General features: G+C 62.7%; 8 protein-coding genes and 1 pseudogene. 5 read left to right on the top strand and 4 right to left on the bottom strand.

Annotation, left to right across the window (positions count from 1 at the left end):
• Positions 1-75: 75 nt before the first annotated feature.
• Positions 76-1,068, bottom strand: coding sequence for a GlxA family transcriptional regulator (locus tag ACXAJV_RS11865; RefSeq protein ID WP_475085999.1), 993 nt, complete (start codon positions 1,066-1,068; stop codon positions 76-78).
• Between the two features lie 349 nt (positions 1,069-1,417).
• Between ACXAJV_RS11865 and ACXAJV_RS11870 the strand changes: the two are divergent.
• Positions 1,418-1,948: pseudogene (locus ACXAJV_RS11870) on the top strand (IS6 family transposase).
• Positions 1,949-2,176: 228 nt separating this feature from the next.
• Positions 2,177-6,238, top strand: coding sequence for an Ig-like domain-containing protein (locus tag ACXAJV_RS11875; RefSeq protein ID WP_475085540.1), 4,062 nt, complete (start codon positions 2,177-2,179; stop codon positions 6,236-6,238).
• A 397-nt stretch (positions 6,239-6,635) separates the two neighbouring features.
• Here ACXAJV_RS11875 and ACXAJV_RS11880 read toward each other — a convergent pair whose 3' ends face one another.
• From ACXAJV_RS11880 to ACXAJV_RS11890, 3 genes are all read right to left on the bottom strand, one after another.
• A complete protein-coding gene (locus ACXAJV_RS11880; RefSeq protein ID WP_475085542.1) occupies positions 6,636-7,241 on the bottom strand; it encodes a response regulator transcription factor in 606 nt (201 codons plus the stop codon).
• A gap of 68 nt (positions 7,242-7,309) precedes the next feature.
• The gene (locus ACXAJV_RS11885; RefSeq protein ID WP_475085543.1) at positions 7,310-8,794 is read right to left on the bottom strand and encodes a hybrid sensor histidine kinase/response regulator; all 1,485 of its coding nucleotides are present in this window, start codon (positions 8,792-8,794) and stop codon (positions 7,310-7,312) included.
• Positions 8,795-8,958: 164 nt separating this feature from the next.
• Positions 8,959-9,507, bottom strand: coding sequence for a heme NO-binding domain-containing protein (locus ACXAJV_RS11890; RefSeq protein WP_475085544.1), 549 nt, complete (start codon positions 9,505-9,507; stop codon positions 8,959-8,961).
• Positions 9,508-9,755: 248 nt separating this feature from the next.
• On the opposite strand from ACXAJV_RS11890, the gene ACXAJV_RS11895 reads away from it, so the two are divergent.
• From ACXAJV_RS11895 to ACXAJV_RS11905, 3 genes are read left to right on the top strand one after another with little or no spacing between them, the layout of a single operon-like run.
• On the top strand, positions 9,756-10,115 hold the full coding sequence (locus tag ACXAJV_RS11895; protein ID WP_475085546.1) for a hypothetical protein: 360 nt from the start codon (positions 9,756-9,758) through the stop codon (positions 10,113-10,115).
• A 1-nt stretch (position 10,116) separates the two neighbouring features.
• Positions 10,117-10,983, top strand: a complete 867-nt coding sequence (locus ACXAJV_RS11900) for a CsgG/HfaB family protein (RefSeq protein WP_475085547.1) — start codon at positions 10,117-10,119, stop codon at positions 10,981-10,983.
• Positions 10,980-11,939 (top strand): hypothetical protein, encoded by a 960-nt coding sequence (locus ACXAJV_RS11905; RefSeq protein WP_475085548.1) that lies wholly within the window; start codon positions 10,980-10,982, stop codon positions 11,937-11,939. Before ACXAJV_RS11900 ends, ACXAJV_RS11905 begins: the two co-directional genes overlap by 4 nt.
• Positions 11,940-12,011: the final 72 nt, after the last annotated feature.

Below are 12,011 nucleotides of genomic sequence, written 5' to 3' on the forward strand. Positions count from 1 at the left end.
TGTCAAGATTGGGAATTATTTGAGATTTTCTGGTGCGCGGGCGCGCTTATCCGTTAGAGGGCTGGACTCATCTGATCATTCATCCCCCTCCGAAGTCTGCGTGATGGGCGAGGCGATTGGCCGGAACCGCTCACGGTAATCCGAGGCCGAGACGCCGACATGCCTTTGAAAGGCACGTCGCATCCGTTCGGCGCTCTGAAATCCTGTCTGCAAAGCAATCTGTTCGACGCCGGTATCAGACTGTTCAAGTTCGACACGCGCGGCCTGTACTCGTGCCGCTTCAACATAGGCGGCCGGCGTCATGCCGGTCTCGTCCTTGAACTTTCGGGCGAATGTGCGCTCGGACATTGCCGCGCGAGCCGCGAGCGCGGTGACGGATAGTCCATCTTTCAGGTGGCCGAGGACATAGGTAAGCGTATTGTTGATTACCGTGTTTTTGGCCTTCTGCGCTACCAAGTGGGCACTGAACTGCGACTGCCCGCCCGGGCGCATCATGTACATGACATTGTAGCGGGCGACCTGAAGGGCGACGTCATGTCCCCAGTCCATCTCGACCAGAGAGAGGGCTAGATCCATGCCTGTGGTGACGCCGGCAGAGGTCCAGGTGTTCCCGTCACGGACATAGATCGCATCGGCCTCGACCTGAACCTTCGGGTATTTCTTTGACAGGATGGGGCACCACCACCAATGGGTTGTCGCGCGCTTGCCATCGAGCAGGCCAACCTCGGCGAGGATCATGGCGCCGGTGCAGATCGAAACAATTCGGGATGAGCGGGCCGCGGCCAGCGCGACGAAGTCGAGCAGGGATTTGTCTTCCAGCGCCCGAACCGTACCGTGGCCACCGGTGATCATGAGTGTGTCAATCGCTCGTGTATCGCGCGCTGCATCTTCGAACGACTGATCGGCCTCGATCGTCAGGCCGCTTGTGGTGGAAACCTTGCCAGCTTTATGAGCGACAACACGGACATCATAGGGTCGAGTTTCTTCCGGCAGGAACAGCTTGGCGCCGGTGAGCACTTCAAGCGGACCAACCACATCGAGGATATGGGCATCTGGATAGACAACCATCACGACCTGGCGCGGTGTTCGAGCGTCTGTGTGTATGTTTCGATCCTTTGTCATGGTCAGACATTACGAGTTTCGGACGGCGACCGTTAGGGCAATGACCCCACCTTTCCCGCCAATATCTCGGAGGGTTTCGTCAAGGGGTGGCCTTGCGCTTGTGTCCCGGGAGTTGCGATGTCTCGGGCTATGCACCTTATGCGGGTTCTTAAAGGCTTGATTCGAAGTCATCGGCTTGCGAGGGGTAGTGCCAGGTTAAACGCTCTCTTGTCTGGTTCGCGTCCACGCTGCTGGGACGACCAACGCGCTCCGCTAATTCAAAACCTCGCCCGAGGGCATTCGTCTTGCGGTTATAATGTATGTCCGGTTCCCGCGGTCGCTTCGGAACGTCGAGGATCTGCTTCACGAGCGCGGGATCGATATCACGCATGGACGGTTCGGTTCTGGAGGGACCGGTTTGTGACGGTCTTCGCGAAGTCGAGCCGAAAGCGCAGGGTTCAGAACGGGGGGTATTCGAACCGGGCCTGGCACCTCGACAAGGTTTTCGTCCGGATCAAGGGTGAGCTCCACTACCTATCGCACGCAGTCGATCGCGAGGGCGAAGGGCTCGAAGCTTTCGTCACCAAATTTCGAGATCGCGAGGCGGCGCTGAAACGGTCGTGACCGACAAGTTGCGCAGCTTCAGGTCCGCGCTTCGGAATCTCGGGAATACAAGCCAGCGGCAGACGGGGGTGTGGCTCAGCAGCCGAGCTGAAAACCCTAACGTTGTTGCGGCACCAGGGCAAAATCATGACCGGGCTTCGATCAATGCGAAGCCGGCAGAAGTTGGTCGCCATCCGGCCCGATACGCAATCACTTCAACCCTGAACGTCGCCTCTGTTCATGATCCGACTTCAAGAAAAAGCGCTCCACCGAACTAATCAACTCGTGGCGTGAAGCGGGCATGGATTCCGTCATGCGAGACCGTCCGTTTCGCCTCGCGCCATCGTTCACACTTGCCAAACGGAGCTGGCGAAGCAATAAATTGTTAACTGATTGGAAGTGCGTGCCCCTTTGTGGTGAGGTCGTGCTTGTTGTTTGGGTGGCTGCGGACACAGCCACGTTGGGGGTATGCATGTCAGATAATCGCGAGCACGCGTATGGGCCTTCCTGTGCGTTGGAAGCGGCTTTTTCAACGTCAGCCTGGGTCGGCCGTGGGCGCAAGGCGCTGGGCGCTGTGGTGATCGCTTCCTTGGCCGTGACCGGCCTTGTTGCGCCGGCGCAAGCGGCCGGCAATGCCGCCATTAGCCGTGTCCAGTTCGCCTTCGATGGTGCCTGCACGGCTGCCTCGCCCACCACATTTGGAACATCGGCCCAATATACGGGCGCAACAGACGATGCGAATGGCGAGGACTTCGTCCAGATCTATCACCTTGATGGCAACAATACGGTTGTCTCGCGCCACACCGGGTCGGGCACGACACACAGCACCGCCATTGGTCAAACGAGCAATGTGAACGCGTTCACCCGCATTGTCGCAACGCCTGCAACCGGGCCCTACACCGCTGTGATCTGGGACTCCAATCATGGGACAGCCGCGTTTGATTTCGACGGCGGTGACACGATGGACCTCAGCTCGCCGCAGGTCATCGCGACCTATTCCTTCGACATGAATGCGCTGGACGCCGATTGCCCCGGCGGGGCACCGGCGGATATCACCCCGCCGACCGTCGCCGCAGTCATGCGCAACAATCCGGCTGTCGAAACGACTGACGCCGATACCCTGACCTGGCGCGTGTTGTTCTCCGAGGATGTCCAGAATGTCGATGCGGCCGACTTTGCCGTGTCCGGTTCGACCGCGACACCGACCAATGTCCAGCAAAATACCGCGGCATCCTATGACGTGACAGTCTCAGGGGGCGATCTCGCCGGTCTCGTCAACACGGTCGTATCTCTCGGCTTTTCGGGCGGTCAGAATATTCAGGACACTGCCAGCAATGCTCTGGCGAATACGACACCCACCCAGATAAACCAGACCTATACGGTCAACAATGTTGTCGACACGACCTCGCCGACCGTGACGCTTGCGTCGTCGTCCGGGTCTCCAACCAACGCGCCGTTCACGGTTACTGCCACATTCTCGGAGGATGTGACGGGCTTTGAAGTCGGCGATCTGTCGATCGCAAACGGCGTTGCGTCCAACTTCTCCGCGACTTCGGCCAGCGTCTACTCGGCGACCGTGACGCCTGCGGCGGACGGTCCGGTGACTGTCGATGTCGCGGCCGGGGCGGCGCAGGATGGCGCCAGCAATGCCAGCACGGCGGCGACACAGTTGTCGGTCACTTATGACGCCACCGCTCCTGCCGTCGTCATCACCTCAGATTCAGGCCAGACGGTCGGCGGAGCGTTCCAAGTCACCTTCACCTTCTCGGAAACGGTCACCGGGTTTACCGTAGGCGACATCTCGGTCGGCAATGGTGCGGCCTCTGACTTCGTATCGGCTGGTGGCGGCGCTTACAGGGCCGTTATCACGCCCGCGGCAGATGGCCAGGTGACGATTGACGTGGCCGCAAATGCGGCACAGGACGCGGCGGGCAATAACAGCACCGCTGCAACCCAGCTCAGCGTTACGAAAGTCTCCGATGCGACACCGCCGGATGTTACACTGACCTCTACGGTCGGTGCCTTCGTCACGGCGCCCTTCCAGGTCACGGCGACATTCTCCGAGCCGGTAAACGGCTTCGATGTTTCCGATTTCCAGATCATCAACGGCACAGCCTCGAACTTCAATGCGGCGTCTGCCACGGTTTACACCGCTACCATCACTCCGGGGGTAGAGGCGCGGGTCGCGGTCATCATTCCACCCGCGGCGGCTCAGGATGCGGCTGGAAACCAGAGCACGGTTTCAAACCAGATCGAAACCCGTTTCGATGGAACGCCGCCGAGTGTCGTTTTGTCACGCGGCCTGATAGCTGATCCACTGTCCGGCCCCGTTGAAGTCACCGCGACATTCTCTGAAGTCGTTACCGGTTTCGAGATTACCGACTTCGTTGTCACCAATGGCACGCTGTCGGACTTTTTCGCAGGTGATTCAGGAGCCCTGTTCTCCGCCCTCCTCACCCCAACAGCAGATGGCGAGGTGACGGTCAATGTCGCCGCCGGCGCAGCGCAGGATGCGGCTGGCAACCAGAGCACGGCTGCCGCGCAGCTGAGCTTCACATCTGACAGTAGCACGCCAACCCCGACCATCGGCCTGCCCGGACAGACCGTGGAAGGCGCCTTCACCGCCACCTTTACCTTTGACGAGGATGTCAACGGGTTCGACGCGTCCGACATCGCCGTCACCAATGGTGCGGCCTCCGGCTTTACCGCCACGAATGCCCGCACCTATTCGGCAACGATCACGCCGGACACGGTGGGCACACTGACAATCACCCTCGCAGCAAACGCTGCACAGGACGGTGCTGGCAACGCATCGACAGCCGCCAATGCCAGTCTGGACGTCGTCTTCCCAACCACAAACAGCTCGCTCAATCTGGGCAGCGCAGTCGTCGATCCAACCGGCATCAGCAGCCAGGTCGCCCTTAACAACCCGGGCAGCCAGGCCATTGGCTATACCACTGCCGCCGATGTGGACTGGGTCAGTGCAACACCCGCCTCCGGTACAATCCCGGGTAGCGGTTCACTGAACCTGACCATTGGCCTCACCGCCGCCGCTGACCAGCTTGCCGCCGGCACGTATAACGGCACGATCACCGTATCCAGCACGACCCCGGCGGCAACCATCGCCACCATCCCGGTCACGCTGACCGTCGCGCCGCGCTTTGGCTCGATCCAGATCGTCGCCACGACGCCGGGCGGAACGCAAGGCAATGCGACTTTCACCTATGCCTCGGCGGATAGCGACCTGAACGGGCTCAGCCTCGTCACCGCCAGCGGCGCGGCATCGTCGGCCAGCTTCACCAAACGTTTCGGTACGTATGACATCACTCAGAGCCTGCCTGCCGGTTGGGAACTCGACAGCCTGTCTTGTACCGGTGATACGGACGGGGGCTCGGTCATTGACCTGTCCGCAGGGCGCGCGGACGTTGATCTCGATGCAAATGAGACCATCGTCTGTACCTTTGCGAACTCCCGTGACGATGCAGCCGTGCGCTTGGCCACGACGCGGGCAATCAACAATTATCTCGTTCGTCGCGGCGACCGGATTGTCAGTGCCCAGCCTGACATCGCCGCTCGTTTGCGCGGCCGGGACGCGATGCGACCTGGCAGTGTTTCCGCTGATGCGACACGCGGCGAAGTCCGTGTGGCTATGAATGGCAGCCTTTCAGGCATGATCAACCATGCCAAGGCGAATGCTCCGAGAATGCCGGGCGAGACGACTGATGACGAACAACGCTTCGATGTCTGGTTCGCAGCAGACTATTCCAGCGTTTCCGACAACCGGGCCGGCGACGGCGCAGAAAGTGAATTCGGCATTGTGCAACTGGGCGTCGACTACGCCCTAGATGACCACACCATTGTCGGCTTCATGGTGCAACACGACTGGATGGACGAAACTCAGGAAACCGTTGCGACCGCTGCGGGCGGTGTCTCCCCGGCTCAGATCGATGGTGCCGGCTGGATGGCAGGCCCCTATGCCGCACGCGAACTGGAGAGCGGAATCATTGTCGATGTGCTGGCTCTGTTCGGCCAGTCTGACAATGATATCAATCCGCTCGGTTTCTATACTGACCGTTTCGAGACCGACCGTTATCTTGTCCGCGCCAATATTTCAGGCGAGTGGGCGGACGGCCCCTGGCGGGTCCGGCCAAGCGCTTCGCTTAGCCATTTCGAGGAAACCCAGGATGCCTATACCGACAGTCTCGGCGTGGCGATCCCGGAACAGTCCGTCTCGATCGGCCGTCTGACGGTCGGACCAGAAGTCGCTTATCGCACAGACAAGGCGGATGGCGGTTATTGGGAGTTTCATGGACAGCTCAATGCCAATTTTGATTATGATCCGGCAACCCTGATGGATGCCACAGGCCGCATGTTCGACACAGGTCAGTTCCGGGCGGATGCCGGGCTGGGTGTTCGCGGTCAATTCGGCAACGGCGCCGTGGCCAGCTTCGAAGTCAATATTTCCGGCATTGGCGAGGACGATTTTGAAGCCAGCGGTGCTCGCTTCGAGATACGACTGCCGTTCGGGGGGTAGGAAAGGCTCTGTCAGAGACGCGAGGTCTTGAGGGGGAGGGGCTTTTCATAGCCGCCGTGAATGTCCCCTCCGGGACTTCAAGGCCCCGCGCGAGATCATCCGCCCGGTGTTGGTGTATGCCCGTTTCCCGTTCTTGCTCCGGAACGCCGAAGGCCTGTTCAACGAACGCGACATCGACGCCGCGCAAGAGATGGCGCGGTTCAGGTGGAGCGGTCCCGGCCGGTTTTCAGCAAGGCTGATCGGCGAACGCCCGCTCCATCGAGCCCTCTCCGCGCTGGTCTGACAGTACCGCGGATTTCTTTGGCACTGCACCGACCAAGCCAGGCCACGGTGTGTCCGCGGCGCCGGGTTCGAGCTCAGCTTGCCCTTCTGACGGGATCGCTTGGCAGAGGGCCGCTCACGCCAGCAGGCCGGTCTGGATGGCCTTGACCACCACCTCGGTGCGGTTGCGGGCCTCCAGCTTCAAGGCCAGCGACCGCAGGTGGAGTTTGACGGTGGTCTCCTGGATGTCGAGGCTGCGGGCGATTTCCTTGTTGGACTCGCCGCGCTGCAGGCAGAACAGGACTTCACGCTCGCGCGGTGTGAGCGAGGCGGAGGTCTGTCCGTCCTCCGCGTCCTGCTGCATGGGCGAGAAGACCTGACCGGCCAGGATGAGCCGCACCGCGGCGACCAGCCCGTCGGCCGGCATGGTTTTGGGAATGAAGCCGCGGGCTCCGTTTTCCAGCAGCATCTGCACTTCCATGCGCGCGGCCATGCCCGAGAGGATGGCCGTCGGCTGATCGGCATGCCGCTTCATCAGCTCCTTCACGTCCTGCGCCCCGGCGATACCGGGCATGCGCAGGTCCAGAAGGACGAGGTCATAGCGTTGCCCCTGACCCAGCCGTTCCTCGACTTCGTGCCCGGAGCGTGCCAGCTCGACCTCGACGTCGGGCAGGTCGTTTTCCAGCAGTGAGCGCACGGCATCGAGCACCAGGTCGTGATCGTCGGCGATCAGGATCTTCATTCGTGTTTTCCTGTCTGTTGGCCGGAAAGGTGGCAAATCCATGAGGCGGGCGAAAGCCCGCAGGCGACTTACTCTGGTGGCGGCCCCGCGAGCTGCTTGATGCTTTCCGGCGCGGCCGGCTTCGGAAGTGTGCCGGAGAGGCCTGCGGGCAAGGGCGGTTGTAGCGCACCGGAGCACATCAGGATGCGCGTGCCCGCCTGGATGTTCAGTATCGCCCTCACCAGGTCATCGCCGCTCATCTGCGGCATGCGGCGGTCCGTCACGACAAGCCCGAAGGCTTTCGGCGCGGCGCGGAACACTTTGAGCGCCTCGGTCGGGTCGGTGAAGCCGACGGCATCCCAGCCGCACTGGCGGATCGCCGCACAGACAAATTCCACTTGCAGCGCGTCGTCATCAACCACGATCGCACCGCTCGCATGAATCTCGGTATCACCGGCTTCCGTGCGGGCCAGCGGTTCATAGACGGCCTCCTGAAGCGGCAGGTCCAGCACGAAAATCGTGCCCTGTCCCGGCCGACTATAGACCGAAACCTGACCTTCCTGGCCGGTCAACAGTGCGTCGACGGTGACCAAGCCCAGGCCTCGACCCCGGCCCTTGGTAGACTGGAAAGGGGTGAAGGCATTGTCGAGGGCTTCCTGTGGCATGCCGGTGCCGTCGTCCCGGATCACCAGCCGGGCGGCGGGATAGGTTTGCAACTCGCCGCGCCGCAGTGTTGCGGCCGGCTGGAACGGCAGATCGACCGGCGTCTCCGCCTCTATGCGCGATGCGGACACCGTTACGGTGCCGGTCTCGCCCAGGGCTTCGCGGCCATTCTTGACCAGATTGGCGACCAGGCGGGCAAACAGGGTCGGGTCGGTCTCGCAGACCAGCCGGCGGTCGCCGCGCTCGACCCGGAGGGTCTGCGCCGAGCCGAACTGGTTGGCCATCATCTCCCCGACATCGCCAACGATCTCATCTATGGCGCAGGCTTCGCGCACCGGGTTCGGGTCGAAGGTCATCAGATCATCGACCAACGCATTGGCCTGGCGGCAGGAGGTGAGGATGCGGCCGATCAGCGTGTCTGCGGAATGTGCCGTCGCCTTGTCGCCGAGCAGACGGGCGGACGCGTTGATCGTGGTGAGGATGTTGGCGAAGTCGTGCGCGACGGAGGAGGCCATGCGGCCCAGCGCGTCGCGGCGTTCCGCATCGGCCAGCATCTGCTGCAATTGCTCGCGCTGGGCCTCGCGCCGCTTGGTGATGGCGATATCGCGCGTGGAGCACAAGATGCCGCCATCAGAGAGAGCCGTCAGCGACAGGTTCTGGTGTACCGGCGAACTGTCCTTCGCCCGCCCGGTGGCTTCGCCCCGCCAGTAGCCGTCACGGGTGAAGGCGGGGAGCACATCGCGTTGAAACGCGGCCAGCACTGGCTCTGTGTAAAATTCCGTCCAGTGATGACCGAGGCATTCCTCCACCGTGCCATAGCCGAACATGCTGGCATGCATAGGGTTCATATAGGTGTAGTGACCGTCGGCATCGGTGATGGCGATGCCGTCCGCAGAGACGTCAATGGCCACGCTGAGCCGGCGGACCTGCGCCGTTTCCTCGCTGAGCCGCTCGGTTGCCGCAAACAGGCTGGCGGACTTCTCCTCAAGCAGGCGTTCGGCCTCCTCCCGCGCCGCGGTCTCGCGGCCGAGCCGGCGTTTGAGGCGGGCGATTTCGGCGTCGGGGTTGGTCAGGGTCAGGTCCTGGTCGAGATCTGGAAGCGGGCCTCGCGCAGGCGCGCATCGGGATTGTCGGTCCGTACGATCTCATAATCGGCGGCTTTGCCGTAATGGTCCAGCGTCGCGAGGATCATGCCTTCGCACAGGTCGGCCATCGGCCTTGTGGAGCTGTACTCAACATCGATCCGGTGCTCGCCATCCCGGCTGGCCACAATGATCTCCGGTACTTCGGCGTCGGGATAAAGCTTGCGGACGTCGCGGTGGATGACCCCGTGTATGCGCTCGAACAGGTCGAACGGGTGCGCCACGCCCTGCTGGGCATGACTGGCGATCAGCGTGCCGAACAGGCTCTGGCCGAACCCGACCAGAAGGTCGCGCGGCGGCTTGCCCGTCAGCTCGGCCGCCTTGCCCACCAGGGCCAGCATTTCCTCATGATCGTAATAGCCGACACTGGTATAGGCGCCGCCGGATGGCAGGTCCGTCTCGTCGAGCAGACGGTCGACCATGGCCTCGCCATAGCCGGTTTCCACATGGTCGAGAAATTCCCGGAAAACCACACCCTTCATGACATGTCCTCGCAAAACCCGCGGCATTCTCCCCGGCTGGCCTGTGAAAACAACCTGACCATTCGGACAGGTAGGGTGCGATCTGGCCGGTTGTGCACGCCGTGCCGCCCGAAGGGTCAGGCACCCTGACCGAAAGGACAGGTCCGCTCCTCCATCTGCCGTTCCGGCCCTACCGCCTGGTCAATATCGGCCGGCGATTTTCCCCGTCAGTCTCAGGATCAAGTTGCAAACGATCCGAGGAGACAGGGATGTCGTTCGCCAGTATCACCCTCGCCGCCTTCCAGGTGGCCGCGCCGGTCAGCATGGACTCCGGCTTTGCCATGAACCAGTCGATGGCGTTCCAGCAGGACGGTTATGGCAATCGGGTCGTCGCGTCCGGTGCCAGTCAGTTCACGACATCGTCCACGACGCGTACATCCGGATTTTCCGATGGGTTGATGCCCTCTTGGGGCCAGCGCGCTGCCCAGGGGCAGGCCACCGCCATCGGCAATCTGGTCAGCGTGACCATTACCGGAAACAACAACACCGTCATTCTGGATACGACCCAGATCAATATGGGCGACCAGACCGCGATCATCGGCCAGCTGCCGTCCGGCGCGGGAGGCTAGGATGCGCTGGTCGACCCCCCTCTCTGCCGGCGTTTCGGCGCTCGCCCTGCTGACGGCAGGCTGCGCCAGCACGGCCGGCGATCTGCACGACCGCATGGCAGCCTATAATGGCGCCGAGGTCGTGGACAATTCCACCGCCTATTCCGGCGGGCTGGACTGCCTGGCCCGCACCGCCGCCGCCGGCCGCCCGCGTATTGCGGTCGGCGAGGTCGGCGACCTGACCGGGCGCTTCTCCTCCCTGGACGGGACGGTGGCCACCCAGGGCGCTGCCCTGATGGTGATGTCCGCCCTGGCGCGCGCCGGCTTTCCGCTGGCCGAACGGCTGGATACGCGGGTCGCCCAGCTCGAGCTGGACTACGCCAATAGCCGCCTGATCGGTCCCGACGGCGTGCCGACCGAGGATTATCGCCGGGTGTTCGCCGGATCGATCGCCGGCAGCGATTACATCGTGCTGGGCGGTATCACCGAGCTGAACTTCAACCTGCATTCAGGTGTCGCCGAAGCGCGCATCGGGCCGGTTGTCGGCGGCCGTCGCCATTATGCGATGACGGTCGGTCTGGATCTGCGCCTGGTGGATGCCACCGACCTGAGGGTCATCGATGTGGTCAGCCAGAGCAAGGTGATCCGCGGTCACGAGATCCGCGCTGGCGTCTTCGAATTCATCGGTGACACCACGCTGGACATCGGTCTGGGCGAACGCGTCCAGGAGCCCGTCCACACCGCCATCCGAACGATTGTCGAAAGCGCTGTTTTCGACCTCGTCTCAGGCCTTGCCGGCACCGCCGCGCAAACCTGTTCCGCCGCAGGGACCGCCATTACCGGTGCCCCTGCTTCCAACCAGACCTTCAATCCAGGAGATAACTCATGAAACGGTCTGTTCTGCTCGCCACCGCTGTGGTGGTCCTGTCCGGTCCTGCGGCCTTCGCCCAAACGACCGATCCGCTCATCGACGTCGATCTGGGCCTGGGCGGTCTCGCCGACGCCACCGTCGATGTCGGCGGTGACAGCCTGATCGACGCGGGTGTCGATCTGGGCGGCACCGATGTCCTCGACGCCACCGTTGATCTGGGCGGTGACAGCCTGGTCGATGCCAATGTCGATCTCGGTGGTGCCAGCGATGCTGCATCCAATGCGGTGGATTACGCCACCGGCCAGTTCAATGGCGGCAACCAGGACGCGGTGATGAACCTCGTTTCCGGCGCCATGGACGACATCACGGGAACAGCCGCGGCAATCGGCAACTCCTACTCCCTGGACGCTGCGGCCAATGTTTCCGCCGACCTCACCCAGGGCAATGAGGGCAACGCCACCGCCCGCGCCAACGCCGCGATCGGCGATGTTCGCCTGGCGACTGCCACGGTCGCCTCCATCGGCAACACGGCCTCGGTCGCATCCGAAGCCTCGCTGATCGATATCACCACGGACCAGAACAACCGTGGTGGCATGACCAGCCAGCTCAACGCTGTGGTCCGCGACCTGGACGAAGCCACCATGACGGCGGCGTCCATCGGCAACTCCCTGTCGGTCGAAATGCCGGGTGGCAGCTCCATCGCCGCGGCCCAGCGCAATTCGGGCACGATGGTCGCCGAGCTCAACGGGTCGCTCGCCGGTTTCTCCGAAGCCACCGCGACGGCGGCCTCGATCGGCAACTCCTACAGCCTGACCAGCCTGAACAGCGCCATTGCAGGCAATGTGTCCAGCTCGGTCAACCAGTGGAACACCGCCGGCCAGCTGGCCGTGCTCAACGCGACGATCGGCTACGGCGCCGAAGCCGCTGCGACGGCTGCCGCTATCGGCAACTCCGTCAGCATCGACGTCGACTGAGCCGGTGAAGGGCGCCGGGCCATCCCCCTGTCCTCGAGCCCGGCGCCCTTTTTCTTCAACCATCCCTCCGGG

The organism is Maricaulis sp. ABE4_448, from assembly GCF_056160825.1.

Excerpts from the sequence above, each read along its gene's own strand:
- ACXAJV_RS11865 (WP_475085999.1), bottom strand. The coding sequence starts at position 1,068 with ATGGTTGTCTATCCAGATGCCCATATCCTCGATGTGGTTGGTCCGCTT.
- ACXAJV_RS11875 (WP_475085540.1), top strand. The coding sequence starts at position 2,177 with ATGTCAGATAATCGCGAGCACGCGTATGGGCCTTCCTGTGCGTTGGAA.
- ACXAJV_RS11880 (WP_475085542.1), bottom strand. The coding sequence starts at position 7,241 with ATGAAGATCCTGATCGCCGACGATCACGACCTGGTGCTCGATGCCGTG.
- ACXAJV_RS11890 (WP_475085544.1), bottom strand. The coding sequence starts at position 9,507 with ATGAAGGGTGTGGTTTTCCGGGAATTTCTCGACCATGTGGAAACCGGC.
- ACXAJV_RS11895 (WP_475085546.1), top strand. The coding sequence starts at position 9,756 with ATGTCGTTCGCCAGTATCACCCTCGCCGCCTTCCAGGTGGCCGCGCCG.
- ACXAJV_RS11900 (WP_475085547.1), top strand. The coding sequence starts at position 10,117 with ATGCGCTGGTCGACCCCCCTCTCTGCCGGCGTTTCGGCGCTCGCCCTG.
- ACXAJV_RS11905 (WP_475085548.1), top strand. The coding sequence starts at position 10,980 with ATGAAACGGTCTGTTCTGCTCGCCACCGCTGTGGTGGTCCTGTCCGGT.